Source organism: Flavobacterium sp. xlx-214, assembly GCF_013874595.1.
In the GTDB taxonomy this organism is placed as follows: Bacteria; Bacteroidota; Bacteroidia; order Flavobacteriales; family Flavobacteriaceae; genus Flavobacterium.
Window position 1 is genome coordinate 2382269 of sequence record NZ_CP059431.1, and the last position, 15890, is coordinate 2398158.

17 protein-coding genes are annotated in these 15890 nt (G+C 30.7%); 11 read left to right on the top strand and 6 right to left on the bottom strand.

The genetic code is table 11. From position 1 onward, the window contains the following. Positions 1–63 precede the first annotated feature (63 nt). The 4 genes from H1R17_RS11145 to arsB all read left to right on the top strand — a co-directional run bounded on the left by H1R17_RS11145 (position 64) and on the right by arsB (position 2593). On the top strand, positions 64–393 hold the full coding sequence (locus H1R17_RS11145) for a helix-turn-helix transcriptional regulator (RefSeq protein ID WP_163431168.1): 330 nt from the start codon (positions 64–66) through the stop codon (positions 391–393). Between the two features lie 72 nt (positions 394–465). Further along, on the top strand, positions 466–930 hold the full coding sequence (locus tag H1R17_RS11150; RefSeq protein ID WP_163431169.1) for a DUF6428 family protein: 465 nt from the start codon (positions 466–468) through the stop codon (positions 928–930). 18 nt (positions 931–948) lie between these two features. After that, entirely contained in the window at positions 949–1563 is a 615-nt protein-coding gene (locus H1R17_RS11155; protein ID WP_163431170.1) for a low molecular weight phosphatase family protein, read from the top strand. Position 1564: 1 nt separating this feature from the next. Further along, positions 1565–2593 (top strand): ACR3 family arsenite efflux transporter, encoded by a 1029-nt coding sequence (gene arsB / locus H1R17_RS11160; protein ID WP_163431171.1) that lies wholly within the window; start codon positions 1565–1567, stop codon positions 2591–2593. Positions 2594–2680: 87 nt separating this feature from the next. Here arsB and H1R17_RS11165 read toward each other — a convergent pair whose 3' ends face one another. The 6 genes from H1R17_RS11165 to H1R17_RS11190 all read right to left on the bottom strand — a co-directional run bounded on the left by H1R17_RS11165 (position 2681) and on the right by H1R17_RS11190 (position 6311). Beyond that, positions 2681–3514: a hypothetical protein gene (locus tag H1R17_RS11165; RefSeq protein WP_163431172.1), complete on the bottom strand. Its 834-nt coding sequence runs from the start codon at positions 3512–3514 to the stop codon at positions 2681–2683. Between the two features lie 152 nt (positions 3515–3666). After that, positions 3667–4212, bottom strand: coding sequence for an SMI1/KNR4 family protein (locus H1R17_RS11170; protein WP_163431173.1), 546 nt, complete (start codon positions 4210–4212; stop codon positions 3667–3669). 1 nt (position 4213) lies between these two features. Then, positions 4214–4525, bottom strand: a complete 312-nt coding sequence (locus H1R17_RS11175; protein WP_163431174.1) for a hypothetical protein — start codon at positions 4523–4525, stop codon at positions 4214–4216. Between the two features lie 136 nt (positions 4526–4661). Then, entirely contained in the window at positions 4662–4940 is a 279-nt protein-coding gene (locus tag H1R17_RS11180) for a hypothetical protein (protein ID WP_163431175.1), read from the bottom strand. Beyond that, positions 4937–5395, bottom strand: a complete 459-nt coding sequence (locus H1R17_RS11185; protein WP_240453325.1) for a hypothetical protein — start codon at positions 5393–5395, stop codon at positions 4937–4939. Before H1R17_RS11185 ends, H1R17_RS11180 begins: the two co-directional genes overlap by 4 nt. Before the next feature lie 289 nt (positions 5396–5684). Then, positions 5685–6311: a response regulator transcription factor gene (locus H1R17_RS11190; RefSeq protein WP_163431177.1), complete on the bottom strand. Its 627-nt coding sequence runs from the start codon at positions 6309–6311 to the stop codon at positions 5685–5687. A gap of 301 nt (positions 6312–6612) precedes the next feature. Between H1R17_RS11190 and H1R17_RS11195 the strand changes: the two genes are divergently transcribed. The 7 genes from H1R17_RS11195 (at position 6613) to H1R17_RS11225 (ending at position 15872) form a co-directional block, all read left to right on the top strand. Continuing rightward, a complete protein-coding gene (locus H1R17_RS11195) occupies positions 6613–6984 on the top strand; it encodes a BlaI/MecI/CopY family transcriptional regulator (RefSeq protein WP_181729224.1) in 372 nt (123 codons plus the stop codon). Then, on the top strand, positions 6981–8477 hold the full coding sequence (locus H1R17_RS11200) for a M56 family metallopeptidase (protein WP_163431178.1): 1497 nt from the start codon (positions 6981–6983) through the stop codon (positions 8475–8477). Before H1R17_RS11195 ends, H1R17_RS11200 begins: the two co-directional genes overlap by 4 nt. Before the next feature lie 141 nt (positions 8478–8618). Further along, complete coding sequence (locus tag H1R17_RS11205; protein WP_163431179.1) at positions 8619–10271, top strand: S41 family peptidase; 1653 nt, start codon at positions 8619–8621, stop codon at positions 10269–10271. A gap of 88 nt (positions 10272–10359) precedes the next feature. Continuing rightward, positions 10360–12333, top strand: a complete 1974-nt coding sequence (locus H1R17_RS11210; RefSeq protein ID WP_163431180.1) for a histidine kinase — start codon at positions 10360–10362, stop codon at positions 12331–12333. A gap of 367 nt (positions 12334–12700) precedes the next feature. Further along, complete coding sequence (locus tag H1R17_RS11215; RefSeq protein WP_163431181.1) at positions 12701–13924, top strand: hypothetical protein; 1224 nt, start codon at positions 12701–12703, stop codon at positions 13922–13924. Between the two features lie 36 nt (positions 13925–13960). Continuing rightward, entirely contained in the window at positions 13961–14767 is an 807-nt protein-coding gene (locus tag H1R17_RS11220; protein WP_163431182.1) for a S41 family peptidase, read from the top strand. Between the two features lie 52 nt (positions 14768–14819). Continuing rightward, the gene (locus H1R17_RS11225; RefSeq protein ID WP_163431183.1) at positions 14820–15872 is read left to right on the top strand and encodes an alpha/beta hydrolase; all 1053 of its coding nucleotides are present in this window, start codon (positions 14820–14822) and stop codon (positions 15870–15872) included. The last annotated feature ends 18 nt before the right edge of the window (positions 15873–15890 follow it).

A 15890-nucleotide genomic window follows, 5' to 3' on the forward strand; every position in this document is an offset into this window, starting at 1 on the left:
TTAAAAAAAATGGTCAGAACAAAATTATTATCGTAATATTGCGATGTAATAATTCTGTAATAAATGGGAACAACAAAATCAGAGATATTTTCGGAAGAGCAAAACAAGATTGCAACGCTTTTCAAAGTGCTAGGTCATCCTGCAAGGATTGCGATTTTACAGCATATTGTCAATCAAAAGGCATGTATTTGTAATGATTTGGTGGATGAATTGGGATTAGCTCAAGCAACGATTTCTCAACATTTAAAAGAATTGAAATCCATCGGAATTATTCACGGAAATATCGAAGGAAAGTCAGTTTGTTATTGCATCGACACAAAGAATTGGGAGAACATTCAAAAAGAATTAGAAACATTTTTTAAACAAGATGTAAAAGTAAATCAATGCTGTTAAAAGCATTTTTTTATATTCAAACACATCGTAATATTACGATATTGAATAAACAAAACCTTAAATAAAATCAATATGAAACTATCACAAATCAAAGAAATTTTACCAACATTAGATAATGTTGAATTTCAATTAGAAAACGGAACTATGGTTCCTGAGCATTTTCACGTAACAGAAGTTGGACAAATCACAAAACATTTTATCGATTGCGGCGGAACAGTTCGACACGAAAAAGTGGTGAACTTTCAATTATGGAATGCTAACGATTTTGATCATCGCTTGAAACCAACCAAATTATTGAACATTATTCAACTTTCAGAAGAAAAATTAGGAATTGAAGATTCTGAAATTGAAGTAGAATTTCAAGCGGAAACAATTGGAAAATACGATTTGGATTTCAATGGAAAAATCTTCATCCTAAAGAATAAGCAAACAGCTTGTTTAGCTTCTGATGCGTGCGGAATCCCACCAGAAAAGCAAAAAGTTAAAATTGGAGAACCACAAGCGGCTTGTTGCGCGACAAACTCTGGATGTTGTTAATTTTTAAATAGCATACGCATGTATTCTAAACTTTCAGAAACCATCCAATCGATTCTCGATTTTAATACGTTATCTACCGAAAGAAAGGCTGTTTTGCAGCCTTTGGTAGATTTCATTGAGCAAAAAATAGCGAATCATCAGAACATAAATATTAATTTCATTTGTACGCACAATTCCCGCCGAAGTCATTTGTCGCAAATTTGGGCGCAAGTGGCGGCTTTGTATTTTAAAATTCCTACTGTTTATTGCTATTCTGGCGGAACGGAAAAAACGGCTTTGTCTCCAAAAGTCGTAGAAACTTTACAACACCAAGGTTTTGAAATTTTAAAAATATCGGAAAATACAAATCCCGTTTATGCCATTAAATTTGATGAAAATGCTGCTCCAATTATTGGTTTTTCAAAGAAATTTGATAGTCCATTCAATCCCGTTTCAGATTTTGCAGCGGTGATGACTTGCTCCCAAGCGGATGAGGGATGTCCGTTTATCGCAGGCGCTGAAAAAAGAATTCCAATAACCTACGAAGATCCAAAATTGTCTGATAATACGCCCGAACAAACAAAAATATATGCAGAAAGAAGTTTGCAAATCGCTACCGAAATGTTTTATGTTTTTTCAAAATTGAAACTTTAAAATGCAACCAAAACTTAAATTTTTAGACCGATATCTCACACTTTGGATTTTCCTTGCGATGGCTTTGGGTATTGCAATTGGTTCCTTTTTTCCAAATATTTCCACGGTTACCGAAAGTCTGTCGATGGGTTCAACAAATATTCCGTTGGCAATTGGTTTGATTTTGATGATGTATCCACCATTAGCAAAAGTAGATTACAGCCTGCTTCCAAAGGTATTCAAAGACAAAAAAGTCATTGCTATTTCTTTAGTTCTCAATTGGGTTGTCGGAACTTTACTGATGTTCGGATTAGCGATTCTTTTTCTTCGCAACGAGCCTGAATACATGAGCGGACTCATTTTAATTGGTTTGGCCCGATGCATTGCGATGGTTATTGTTTGGAATGATTTAGCCAAAGGAAATCGCGAATACGCCGCACTTTTAGTTGCTCTCAACAGTATTTTCCAAATGGTTTCCTACAGTTTTCTGGTTTGGTTGTTTATCAATGTGCTTCCCAATAAATTAGGCTTGGCGAATTTCAACGTCAATGTGTCGATGAAAGACGTTATGCAAAGTGTTTTAACTTATTTGGGAATTCCGTTTTTAGCGGGATTTTTAAGTCGCTATTTTTTAGTGAAACTCAAAGGAGTCGAGTGGTACAACCGAAAATTTATTCCAAAAATTTCGCCAATAACATTGTATGCATTGTTGTTTACCATCGTTTTGATGTTTAGTTTGAAAGGCGAAAAAATCATTGAACTTCCTTTAGATGTTCTGAAAATTGCAATTCCGCTCGTCATCTATTTTGTGTTGATGTTTTTCATCAGTTTCTTCATCAGCAAAGTCTTGAAAGTTCCCTACGACAAAAATGCTTCAATCTCATTTACGGCAACGAGCAACAATTTCGAATTAGCCATTGCCGTTGCGATTTCCATCTTCGGAATTCATTCTGCTCAAGCATTTGTAGGCGTTATCGGACCTTTAGTAGAAGTTCCCATTCTTATTTTATTGGTTAAAGCCAGTTTGTGGTTGAGGAAGAAATATTATTAATTTACACGAATATGAAACTTTACATAGAAATGCCTGCTTCCTTGAAACCATTTTATCTGGAAGAGCTAAAACAATACAAAAGTAGCATTATTCATTTTCAATAACTCTTGTATATACATCATATTCTGTATTGCTTTTGCTGTTATTAGTTGCTTCAATTAGGTATTCCATATTTTGAAATATCCAATTGCGGTTACCATTAATAGTTTCATTTAAATCAATATTCTCTAGATATACACTGTCCTTTTCAATATTTATTTTTATGTACGTTTTAATTTCTGGTGTAAAAGGTGTGGTTTGCTTTTCACTGTAATGTTCACCAGTAGTCATACTTTTCATCTCTAGAAAAAGATAATTGTTTAGTATATGATAATTGCAAACATATTCACGCCTAATATCCGTTTCTTGTACAATTATTGCTTGTCCAAATCTTGTAAAATGAATTGAATTATGTGATGAATTAGAACCTTTATACCAATACTGATCTGTTGTCATTGCATATGATCGATGCATGATAAAATCTGACCCGTTTTTCGGATCAACAAGGGTAACAGCTGTATCCGTTAATTCTTTAATTACAATTTTACTTGGAGTTTGCCTTGCTTTTGATAATTTTTCTTTGTCACACTTAATTCTAAATAATTTAATTTCGTTTTTAGCTGGATTGTATTTGTATATACCCTTACAATTTGTCACATAATACATACCCCCAGAATATCCATAAGTATGGATAAAAGTACCATTTTCGTCAAAATAATAATTGTCAAAAAAGACGCTTCCCAGATTTCCTGTAGATTTTGACCAATACTCATTGAAAAATGTATTTTTATTACTACTCTTTATAGCAACTTTATTAGTCTGACTAATGGCTGTTTTATTTGTTAAAAGAAAAATGAGGAGTAAGGTAAATTTAGCTTTCATTAAATGCAATTTGGTTTAAAATATTGAACAATAATGCAATTAAATGTAAGGGATTTAAAATAAATACTTTGATAAATTTACTCTAAAAACAAATTTTTTTTGAAGATTAGATAGTAGAAACATTTATATTCGAATCATATTGCTCTCAAATTTCACAAGCTTTCTTGTCCTTTTGTTTCCACCGCTTTGATAATCCATTCTTCGAAAGTTCGCCACGAATTTAGTTCGTCTGATGTTTCCACATATTCCTCAATTGGATATTCATGACAATAGACATCAAAATTCTTTTCGTCGGTTTTAGAGGTGCAAAATCCCATCCAATCGCCCATAGAAAGATGGGAACCTATAATCATAAATTCGTATTCAATCGGTTCCTCGATTTCTTGCTGAAAAAGTGTGTTATACTCTTGTAATTGTGCTAAACTGTAAAGTTCAAAACTTGTTGAATATTCTCCAACAAAGAATTCGCCACTGCCAATTTCTTTCAAAAAATGATAGTAAGAATCTGGAAGCAAATTATTTGTAAATGCCTTAATTGCTTCTACTTCTTCGAAAGCTAAAGTTTGCACTGAAAATTTAAGATGTTCCACCTCAAGGATTTCTTCTCTATCTTTCCACTTTTTTGTTTCAAGAATAACTTCGTTAGATTCAATCCAGTTTTGCAATGTTTTAATCACTTCTTTAAAGTTGTTGTTCATTTTATTTCTTTATTTCGATTCTACTTTTTGAGAAGAATTTTCTTTTCTTCTTTAAAAATTCCTGAATACTTTCTGGCGATTTGTATACTTCCTTTTTATTTCTCTTTTGAATGATAATAGAATCAATATTCTGCGTTAAATTATGTTGAATGTTTTCATCATCCCAATAACCAATAGTAAAATGGGTAGTAAATTCATTTTTGCTTTGTGCAGAAATTTCCAATGGATTCGAGACTTTTTCAAATCCGGATATATTTTTAGCTTCTTCTTTAAAATAAATTTTGATAGAAGATGATTCTCTTTTAGTTTTCAACGTCAATGTCCGTATGGGATCGCAACTTGTGGTTAGGGAAATCAAAAAAAGACTAAAACTTAATGTTATTATTGTTTTGAAATTCATAAATTGTTTGTTTATAATTTCTTGATAGATTCTATATAGGGTATCCACCTCAACGCAATACATTATTCCAAATGGTTTCGAAATCATCTTTGGTTATTTCAAATCCTTCAAAAGCATCATCATCATTAATTTCTGCGATGGATGGAATCATTTGATCCGAAAGAATCGATGGACCCCAAGTTTGGTTTTCATCAGCAAAACCGATCAGTTCACCATTTTTAAGAAATTCAATTTTACGGGTCTCATAACCGTCCGAATCAATTTCGGAATAGAAAGCATACGGCTCTTCTTCAAAAATATGACGCCAAATGACTTTAATATATTTCATGATTTCTGACGTTTTATCGTTTCAATTTTAGCTTCAATTTTTTTTATTTGTTTGTGCCAATAATCAAGTCCTTCCTGATTTTTAACAACAACTTTTTTGTAATCTGCATTGATTGACGATAATTTATGCCAATTTCGCTGCTCATCTTTGATACGTTCTTGTTTGGTTTCAGGCTCAATTCGGTTTCTCCAAAACTCTAATTCAGTAAAATAATGCATTTTAATATTTTCAAAATACTTTAGCAAAGCCTCATGATCTCTCGGAATGTAACCGGGACCAGTACAACCACAAGAATGAAAAGTAATGCCAACTTCGTACAGATTTTTCAGGTGAGTCCAAGCTTTATCATCAATCATTTTTGGCGATTCAAAATCTTTTCCCATTGATGCCATTTCACCAGCACATTGCGGACATTTAGTTGGCGAATCGTGTTTTGTTCCTTTCTTAATATCCATCCATAAGCGACGTTTGAAAGTCTTTTGACAATCAAAACAGGCATAATGATTTTTATATGCGATCATCGCGTATTTACACATGATATTTTATAAATTTTCGAGGATTAATCGAGTTCTATCGTAAGGAGTTTCCCAAAATCTTCTATCTCCTTGTGTTTATAACTTTTTGTTCATAAAGATTTAAAGAACTTAAGTCATATTTTAATTACTTTTTTATTGATACTTTTCTATAATATAAAAATGTCTAAACATAATAGTTATATACAAAAAAGGGTAAGGTTAAATCTTCTTAAAGTAACTTTTCTCTTTTTAGAACCTGTACTAATTCATGGTAGTCTTTAACTTCAAAATCGACTATCATTTTGCTTACTTTTTTCTGAATACCACTTTTACTTAATGATAAAAACTGATCTAATTGATTTATTTTAAAACCTTGAGTTAAGTACATTAGAATTTCTCTATTAGTTGCATCTAGTAAAGTTGTTTTTTTATTAATACTTAAAATAGCTTCTTTAACTTTAACAGATAAATAAGGATGGTCTAGTTTATTACTCAACAAACCATCCATTAATTCTTGATTAAAGTCTATTTTTGAAATAAGAGCGTAAGGTTGAACCCTCTGATTTATGTTATAAAGTATCATCGATTCATGATGAGCAGTAATTAAAATAATGCGACAATTTGGTTTTAATTCTTTTAGCAAAAGCGCGCAATCGGCTCCATTATGTAAATTTTTTTCATCATAACTAGGAATATTATAATCAATAAAAGCCAAATCAACTTGCGGGTCTGTAAGTAACCACTGATAGAATTCTTTACAATCTAAAACCTTTTGAAATGAGTTTTCTGTTGGATTAAGATAAAGAGCATATCCATCTAAAGTCATTAAATGATCGTCAAGTAACAATATATTCATAAAGGTGTGTCCTATTTAAAAAGTACTAAATTAAAAAATATTATAGGTCTTTACTTTTTTGGTTTCTATTTTAACAAAATCAAAAATACATCATGTAATTAATAGTTAGCCTGCAAACAAAGTGTATTTTTTATTGGATTAATCTTTTCAACAAAGAAGGTAAAAACATGTGAGGAGCTATTTTTTTCATTTGCTTATGATATAATTGAAGTGTTAATTTAGATTTTTACAACATAATTATATTCTACGTTTGTAGAATTAAAATATTATTCTACATTTGTAGAGATTTAAATTATTTCTGATGACACTTTCCAATACCGAAGAACAATTAATGGAATACATATGGAAGCTTAAAAAAGCTTTTATGAAAGATATTTTGAATGAGTATCCTGATCCTAAACCGGCAAATACAACAGTTGCAACGCTTTTGAAACGTATGACCGATAAAAAGTTTGTAGCTTATAACGAAGTTGGTAAAACACGTGAATATTATCCTTTGGTAAAAAAAACAGATTATTTTTCTAAACATGTTAACGGTTTAATAAAGAATTTTTTTAACGATTCTGCAACACAGTTTGCATCTTTTTTTACAAAATCGACTAATTTATCAGAAACAGAATTAGAAGAACTAAAAAAAATCATAGAAGGTGAACTTTTAAAGAAGAAAAAATGATCGAATTCTTTATAAAATCAACAACAACACTCGCAGCATTTTATGTTTTTTACATATTGTTTCTCAAGAGCGAAAAAGCTTTTAACTTTAATCGTTGGTATTTAATCCTGTCAATTGTATTTGCGTTTGTTTATGGCAGTTTCACCTATACATACAAAACAGTAATTTCTGCTGAACCATTAGTCGAACAGCTAATTTTAAGCGATTTTGAGCCGCAGAATATCATTTTAAATAATCAGATTATAGAAAGTGAAAGTAATTACTTACCATATTTTTTAGGTATTGTTTACTTAATAGGATTTATCTTTTTTGCCTCTCGATTTGTTAGAAATCTGCTTTATTTCAGTCGGTTAAAATCAAAAAATAATAGATCTAATTATAAAAATGTACCTGTTGTGTTGGTAGAAAATTTAAACACATCGTTTTCATTTTTAAACACGATTTATGTAGATAAAAGTCAGTTCAAAAATAACGAAGTAGAAGAGGAGTTATTGGTGCATGAATACCATCACATCAAACAAAAACATTCCATTGACATTCTTTTTTTAGAAACGCTTATTTGCTTTATGTGGTTTAATCCTTTGTTGTATTTATACAAAAAAGCAATTCAGTTAAATCACGAATTTTTAGCCGATGAAGCCACTTTAAATAATGTAAGCAATAAAACAAAGTACCAATACTTGCTGTTGCAAAAAGAAAGCTTGTTTAAAAATAGTTATTTAGCAAGCAATTTTAATTTTTTACTCATTAAAAACCGATTAGTTATGATGAACAAAACCAAATCAAAAATTAAAAGTACCGTTTTTGTGACAGGTGCTGTAGTATTATCCGCTTTTTTGTTTTATTCTTTTTGCGTTAAAAAAGAAGTTGTTTTTCAAGAACCAAAAACAAATAAAACTACTAAAGCCAAACAGTACAATGTAGCGCAGTTTAACAAAGTGGGTAAAAACTTAAATGCTTTTAGTATTAAGAAAGATGACAGCCGCAGTTTTACTTGTGTTGATATAAAAGTTAGTGATGCCGAATATTTTAAAGATGTACAATTAGTTGTTTACGAAACCAAAAGAGATTTATCACAAGAATTTCCTTTAAAAGAAAGTATTAATGATGAAGTAATTCTTTCTAAAAAATACCAAGATTTAACGCATCAGGAATTACAACAATACGCTTCTATTTTTAGACAGAATGAAGGATTTGATAAAATGAAAATAACTAAAAATGAATTAGACCAATATAAAAACAAAAGCAAATATGCTATTTGGATTGATGGTGTAAATGTTAGTAATGAACAATTAAACAAATATAAACCAGAAGATTTTGCATACTATAGCGGTAGCAGTGTCTACAAAAATGCACAAACTAAAAAGCACCCACAACCTTTTCAATATTCTTTTTATACACATGATTATTTTGAAAAGAAAAATATGGGCAAATGGTTGAGCAGATACCCGTCTGAATCTATTGTTGTTTGGGTACAAATAAAAAATGAATAAATCAACCAAATATTAAACACTTTCTAAAACGAACTTTACGGTTCGTTTTTTTTATATTCACAACTTACTATTTTTTTAACATCAAATACTAAATAGCAAAACAACACGTTTCATAAAGATTAACCTACAAAAACACTAAAAATGAAAAAAATAGTTCTGCTTCTTCTTTTAGTTGCAACAAATGCTGTGGCACAAACTAGCCTTTCTGAAACCGATAAAACAGCTGCTTGGACAAAAGTATGGGGATTTTTAAAATATTTTCACCCTGCGGTTACACACGGTACAATGAATTGGGATGAAGTTTATGTAAATGAACTAGACTCATTGAAAAACATTCATTCAAAAGAAGATTTAAACACACACTTTATTGGTTTGATAGATAATTTAAACAAACAAACCGAATTACAATGGAATTCTAAAGACGGAATGTTTGTAGAAACTATTTTAGAAAGTTTAGATGAACCTATAATCTTCTCTGATGAATTAATAGAGAAAATGAGAGCAACCGCTTTGCAACGTATCAGTGGTAAAAACCGATTTTTAGATTATTTCCCAAGTGGTTATCCGCTTTTTTTTGAAGAAAACAACTATGAAGAAAATTATTATCCTGAAACACCTTACCGCTTATTAGCTCTGGCAAGAATGTGGAGTGCTGTTGAGTTTTTCTTTCCCTTTAAAAAAGAGCGCATTACAAAAGGTTGGAGTACAGTTTTAAAACAACAAATACCAGTTTTTATTAATGCTAAAGATACTTTAGCGTATTACAAAGCAATTGGTTCTACTTTGTATGAGTTACATGATAGTCATTCTGCAATTATTATGCATACCAAAAAGTACAATGCTTTAGGAGATAAAATCCTTCCCACTCATTTTTCTTTTATCGAAGGAAAAGTATTTGTTGATTCAAGACGTATTGTTAGCAATAAAACTGAAGCGGAAGATGAATTAAAATACGGAGATATCATTCTTTCAATTGATGGAAAATCGATAGAAAACCTTATCAACGAATATTCCTTATTTAAAAGCGGTTCAAACAATGATTCTAAGAACAAATTGATTTTGGTTGATTTATTACGTGGATGGAATGATATCGCAGAAATTGAGGTGATAAGAGATAATCAGAAACAGAAATTAAAGGTTAAACGCTATGCTGATCCAACATTTGAAGCGTTTAAAGAGCAACCAAAAACGTGGGAGGTTATTAATGATGATATTGGATTTATCCGTTTAGCACGTACTAATGCAGAAGATTTTAAAAAAGCACTAAAAAAAATGAACAAATTCAACCATATCATACTTGATATGCGTTATGGTAAAGATGTTTCATTAACATACGAGCTTTTTGAAGAGTACTTTTCTGCCGACAGAAAACAGTTTATGAATTATCAAATAGTAAGTAAAGAAATACCAAGTAGATTTGTTGACGTAAGTAACTTACAAGGATATGTTGGCAAAAAACATCAACCAAAATATAAAGGAAAACTAATACTTTTAACAGACTATTATATTCAAAGTGCAGGTGAAACATTACTAATGGCGTTTCAAAGTTTTCCAAATGTAACATTGGTTGGTAGTCCAACTTCTGGCACAAATGGCGAAGCAACTTTAATTACACTACCCGGTGGTTTTCAATTTCGCATGACATCCGTAATGATTCATTACCTAGATGGTACACCTTCAGTAGGTAATGGCATTCAACCTGATATCTTGGTAAAACCAACCATTGAAGCAATGAAGAATAGAAAAGATGAAATTTTAGAAAAAGCAATTGAGTATGCAAAAAAAAAAAGCTGATTTAATTAAATCAGCTTTCTTTTTATATTTGTTACCCTAACTATTGCACATGCGTATCCAGTTATCCCTTTTTATTTTCATAATTTTTATGTTTGTTTCTTGTAAGAAAGAACCTATTAAGAGTAAAGTGCTTAGTACACAAGGGCTTGCTGTAGAAGATAAAGTTGCGCTAAAGTATGCTGATAGTTTGTATTTGGAGCTTTTAAACAAACCGAACGACTCATTAAACCGAGAAAAGCTGTTAGAAATTGCCAGCGAATATGAAAACAGGAGAGTTTATTCAAAATCTAAAGAAACATCACATGAGGTTTTTAAGAGAGCATCAATTAAAAAAGATACCTTACACAAGGCAAAAGCATTATGGTACTTAGGTGATGTTTATGACAGTGAGGAAAAATTAGACAGCGCTTTCATGTACTACACAAAAGCTGAAAAATGGTACGCGCTTAGTAAAAAAGACAGCCTAAATTGGGCACGTATGATTTCATATAAAGCGGGGGTTTTGTATGAAACAGGTATTCAAACAGAAAGTGAGGTTGAAGCAATACGAGCTCTTGAAATGTTGCAACGGTTAAAAGCAACTAGGTTAATTTATGAAACTACTGTTGCTATGGCATTGAATTTAGGTGACATGGAAGAGTACAATGAAGCTTTAAAATATTTTAATAAAGTTCCTCATTTGTTACATCAATTAGAAGAAGAAGGATACAAGCCTGACAAAGTAAAAAGATCGTGGTTGTCTTATTACAATAATTTAGCAAATTTTCATAATAAAACTAAAGAGTATGCTAAAGCAAAACCTTACGCAGAAAAAGCATTAAAGTCTAAAAATGTTCAAGATTTTCCAGAAGTACACGCCCTATTGCTTAATAATTTAGCAATTGCTTACATGTATACTTCAGGTAATAATAATCGTATTATAGACTCCTTATTAAATACTGCACTTGAAATAAGAAATAAAATAGACCACAAGCAAGGAATTATTGCTAGTAAAATTACTATTGCTGAATATTTATTAATGAAAAAAGATACGGTAAATGCCTTAATGAATATGCAAGAAGCTTACTGTATATCAATAAATCATAAAAAAAATTCTGATATTTTAATATGTTTAGATTTTTTGGCTAAAAATCATATAAAAAACAAAGAACATTACGCACAAAAATACCACCAAGTAAAAGACAGTCTATACCAATTAGAGAAAGCCACGCGAAATAAATTTGCGCGAATAGCGTATGAAACTGATGAGGTAGCAGCACAAAACACTCTTCTGTTGAAACGTAGTTGGTATTATGCTATAGGAGGTGTTATCTTTTTTTTAATAGGTGTTGGTTTGTTTTTTATATATCGTTTGCAACTAAAAAATAAAAAATTAGCCTACCACAGAAAAGAGCTAAGTAATATTCAAAAAATACAAGAATTGCTTTTAGAACAGCAGTTAGTTGCAGAGCATGTAAGGAATGATGAACGAGATAGAATAGCAAAAGATCTGCATGATGCTGTGGTAAATCGCATTTTTACTACTCGTTTAAACTTAGAGAAAGCAAACATGTTAGATAAAAATCAGCAAGAAAAATTAATAAGCGAGTTAAAAAAAAGCGAACAACAAATACGTGAAATTTCACATGATATTCACAGTAGTTTGTTTCATCAAAAACAAAGCTTTTCACATGTTTTAGAAGATTTGGTTAACACGCAAAAAAATAATTTTGAAACAAAGTTTAGCTGTTCTATAGACTTACAAATAGACTGGAATGTTTTATCCATACAACAAAAAACGCAAGTATATTTAATCTTGCAAGAGTTGTTGCAAAATGTAAACAAACATGCACAAGCTAGTGTTTGTCATGTATTTTTTATTCAATCAGTTAATAACTTAGTAATAAGGGTTCATGATGATGGAGTAGGGTTTAATCAACAAAAAATAACAACAGGTATTGGGTTAAAAAGCATACAAGTACGTGCCAAAAAATTAAATGCTATAGTAACTACCAAAAGTCAAAATAACCTAACCATTACAGAAATAAATATTCCTATTGTTATTGTAAACAATTCATTTTAACAACTAAGGTAGCTATAATGCCCGTTGTGCTAAATATGAAAAAAAACTGTTAAACATTGTTTTAATCAAGTACTTTTGCTGCTAATCAAAAAAAGCATTTTAAAATTAAAGTCTGTAGAGTATTTATTTTCTGCAGACTTTTTTTGTAAATAGTCATTAAAAAATAATTCCGTTGGGCTTTTGTTAAATGAAGCTGTTTATCTTTTAACTTTTAAGTAAAGTTTAACGTATTAGCAGGTTTAATAACATTTATTAAGGAAATAGGGCTATTACATTTGTTGCAGTTAATAATTTACACAAAATTTAATGAAACTATAGATATAATTCTTTTCGAAAAGAGTTACAACATCTGTTTAACCTACCACTTATGAAATTTATATCAGTCACATTTTTTAAAATAATCCTGTTTGTATTTTGTTTATCAGGATTTGCTCAAAAACCTGAAAACTTTGGTTTTGAAGTTCTTTCTTCAACAAATTCAATACCTCAATATTGGCAGGCAATGGGCGATAGTTATCAGGTATTTTCAGATTCTATTCATAAAATGTCAGGAAAGTATGCTGCATCTATAAAATCCAAGACAAAAGATGGTAAGTATGGTAGCATCCTTAGTCAGTTTCCAAATAAGTTTCATGGAAAAAAAATTACTTTAGAAGGATATATAAAAACAAAAGATGAGAAAGATTTTTTAGCCGGACTTTTCATCCGTTTGAATAAAGGTGAAACAATGGTTGCTGTAGATACAATGGCCGGACGTGAAGTTAAAGGAACTACAGATTGGAAAAAATATGCAACAACTATTGATATTAAAGAAGCGGATTATATTTATGTTGCGGGTTTTGTGAAAGGACAAGGGCAAGCTTGGTTTGATGACTTTAGGGTTTTAATTGACAATGAACCGATTCCTGATTTAATGTCCGAATCGTTTAAAGCAAATACAGACCATGAATTTGATGAAAATTCTAATTTCAGTATTGAAATCATAAATGCCAACCAAATTAATAATTTGTATGCGTTGAGCAAAGCGTGGGGGCAATTAAAATACACAAACACCAAAGTAGCTAAAGGTGAGTACAATTGGGATTATGAATTATTTAGAGCTTTGCCAATAATTAAGGAAAAAGACTTTAAAAACAAATTAAATCAGTGGGTTGCAAGTTTTGGAGTAAAACAAAATAACATTCCTCAAAACAACTATTACCTTGATTTTTATCCAAATGTAGGCAATCCTATTTTTCAAAATGAAAAAGCGTACGAACAAATGAAGTTTTCCGATGATGGTTACCGCCTTTTAGCTTTATTTCGCTATTGGAATATGATTGAATACTTTTTTCCATACAAACATTTGATTAAAAAAGACTGGAATCAGGTTCTGAAGCAGTACATCCCTGAAATTTTAGAAGCAAATACTGAACTTTCATATCAATTAACGTTGATGAAACTTTTAGCAGAAGTAGAAGATTCTCATGCCGGAATATACAATCCATCTATAATTGCATTAAACGATAGAGGAAGAAAAGCACCTCCATTACTCGTTAAATTTGTCGAAAATAAAGCAATTGTTGTTAAAATTAGCGATTCGTATCCTTAATTATCCAACATAAAAGTAGGTGATGAAATAATTGCAATGGATGGTAAAAAGACCGAAGATCGTATTAAAGAAATAGAAAAATATATTTCTGCATCTAATAATCCTACAAAACTTAGAGATATTACCTACCGTCTTTTGGCAACCAATAAAGATGAAGTAAAGCTAACTTTATCAAATGAAAAAGAAGAATATGAAACAACAGTTCCTACTATCTCTGGAAAAGAAATGTACAATTCGCTTGTTAATGAACCACCTTCACATAAAAACTTAGAGAACAATATCGGTTATATTTATCCCGGAACTTTAAAAGAAGGAGAAATAAAAGAAATAATGACTTCTTTTATGAACAAAAAGGGAATTGTGGTTGATTTACGTTGTTATCCATCAGATTTTATTGTGTTTAGTATGGGAAATTTCTTAATGCCTAAACCAACCGCTTTTGTAAAATTTAAAAATCATAATCAAAAAAAGTTAGAGGGTTTTTATACAACCAAACCTTTAAAAGTAGGTGTTAATTTTCCTGATTATTACAAAGGTAAAATCGCTATTTTGGTAAATGAACAAACACAAAGCGCAGCAGAATATGCCGTAATGGCTCTTCAGGTAGCACCAAAAGCAAAGGTGTTTGGAAGCCAAACAGCAGGAGCCGATGGCAACGTTTCTGAAATTATTTTGCCCGGAGGGTTTAAAACATACATGACAGGTATTGGTGTTTATTATCCTAACGGAGCAGAAACCCAACAAATAGGTATTAAAATAGACGTACCTATTAAACCAACCGTACAATCTGTAAGAGAAGGTAGAGATATAGTGCTTGAAAAAGCATTGGAATATTTGAAATAACCATCATGAATAAAATATTTTAATACTACTCATTACACTAAAAAAATATACTATGAAATTTATTCTAATATTTATCTTCCTTATTACGACTCAATTTATCAAGGCACAGAATAAACGATTTATTCCTGAATATGAAAGTGCAATACTCAATCAAGAACGTTTTGATAAAATAGATGTTAATGCTTATAACGAAACTGAAAAAATACATTTATACGGCACTTTGTTAATGCCAAAAGAAACTTTTGAAAAAGTAGTAATGATTGTTCCAGGTTCTGGGGAAGACAGCAGAGAAAATCATTTTAAACTGACAGAAGAATTATTATTGAACAATATAGCTGTTTTTAGATACGATGATCGAGGAGTTTCTGAATCGGAAGGAACTTTTCAAGAAGTTAGACTAACAGTTAACGAATTGGGAGAAGACATGGCTGTTATATTTCAAAAGTTAAAACAATTGCCAGCTATAAAAGACAAAAAAATAGGTTTAATCGGTCATAGTATGGGAGGGATGCTTACTGTTGATGGTGTTCAGAAAAATAAAATTCAACCTGATTTTATGGTACAATGGGCAACACCAGTGCAAAGTTTTGGAGAAATATTTAAGTATCAGTTAAAAAATGGATTAAGTGGCTTACCACAACAATTTAAATATGGCAATTTGGAAGATGCTTACCAAATTATGGACATCTTTAATAAAACACTTGCAACAACAAAAGATACTACTACCTTAAAACAAGATATTGAATTGTTAAAAAAAGCACGAAAAATGGCTAAAAAACAAGGATATACCCAAAAACGTTATGAACGTTTTAGTTATGCAACTTTTCCTTCTCAAAAAGCTATTATAAAAAAAGATTTTGAACAGATGTATACAAATCTTACAATCCCATCACTTTATATAATTGGAACAAATGACATTTTTGTAGATCCCGTAGGAGAAGTAGAAAAACTAAAGTCATTGCAAAATAAGAATATTGAAATAAAGGTTTTTGAAGGATTGAACCATTATTTAACAGCCGAACCTGAAGTTAAATTAGGCAAAGAAATATATAATATTGATGGAAAAGCAAGTAGTAGTATTGTTAATTGGATTAAATCACTTTAAAAAAGTCTTCATTTATAT

What these genes read in the sequence shown, in the direction of transcription:
- H1R17_RS11145 (WP_163431168.1), top strand. Translation starts at nt 64, where the DNA reads ATGGGAACAACAAAATCAGAGATATTTTCGGAAGAGCAAAACAAGATT.
- H1R17_RS11150 (WP_163431169.1), top strand. Translation starts at nt 466, where the DNA reads ATGAAACTATCACAAATCAAAGAAATTTTACCAACATTAGATAATGTT.
- H1R17_RS11155 (WP_163431170.1), top strand. Translation starts at nt 949, where the DNA reads ATGTATTCTAAACTTTCAGAAACCATCCAATCGATTCTCGATTTTAAT.
- arsB (WP_163431171.1), top strand. Translation starts at nt 1,565, where the DNA reads ATGCAACCAAAACTTAAATTTTTAGACCGATATCTCACACTTTGGATT.
- H1R17_RS11165 (WP_163431172.1), bottom strand. Translation starts at nt 3,514, where the DNA reads ATGAAAGCTAAATTTACCTTACTCCTCATTTTTCTTTTAACAAATAAA.
- H1R17_RS11170 (WP_163431173.1), bottom strand. Translation starts at nt 4,212, where the DNA reads ATGAACAACAACTTTAAAGAAGTGATTAAAACATTGCAAAACTGGATT.
- H1R17_RS11180 (WP_163431175.1), bottom strand. Translation starts at nt 4,940, where the DNA reads ATGAAATATATTAAAGTCATTTGGCGTCATATTTTTGAAGAAGAGCCG.
- H1R17_RS11185 (WP_240453325.1), bottom strand. Translation starts at nt 5,395, where the DNA reads ATGGATATTAAGAAAGGAACAAAACACGATTCGCCAACTAAATGTCCG.
- H1R17_RS11190 (WP_163431177.1), bottom strand. Translation starts at nt 6,311, where the DNA reads ATGAATATATTGTTACTTGACGATCATTTAATGACTTTAGATGGATAT.
- H1R17_RS11195 (WP_181729224.1), top strand. Translation starts at nt 6,613, where the DNA reads ATGACACTTTCCAATACCGAAGAACAATTAATGGAATACATATGGAAG.
- H1R17_RS11200 (WP_163431178.1), top strand. Translation starts at nt 6,981, where the DNA reads ATGATCGAATTCTTTATAAAATCAACAACAACACTCGCAGCATTTTAT.
- H1R17_RS11205 (WP_163431179.1), top strand. Translation starts at nt 8,619, where the DNA reads ATGAAAAAAATAGTTCTGCTTCTTCTTTTAGTTGCAACAAATGCTGTG.
- H1R17_RS11210 (WP_163431180.1), top strand. Translation starts at nt 10,360, where the DNA reads ATGTTTGTTTCTTGTAAGAAAGAACCTATTAAGAGTAAAGTGCTTAGT.
- H1R17_RS11215 (WP_163431181.1), top strand. Translation starts at nt 12,701, where the DNA reads ATGAAATTTATATCAGTCACATTTTTTAAAATAATCCTGTTTGTATTT.
- H1R17_RS11220 (WP_163431182.1), top strand. Translation starts at nt 13,961, where the DNA reads ATGGATGGTAAAAAGACCGAAGATCGTATTAAAGAAATAGAAAAATAT.
- H1R17_RS11225 (WP_163431183.1), top strand. Translation starts at nt 14,820, where the DNA reads ATGAAATTTATTCTAATATTTATCTTCCTTATTACGACTCAATTTATC.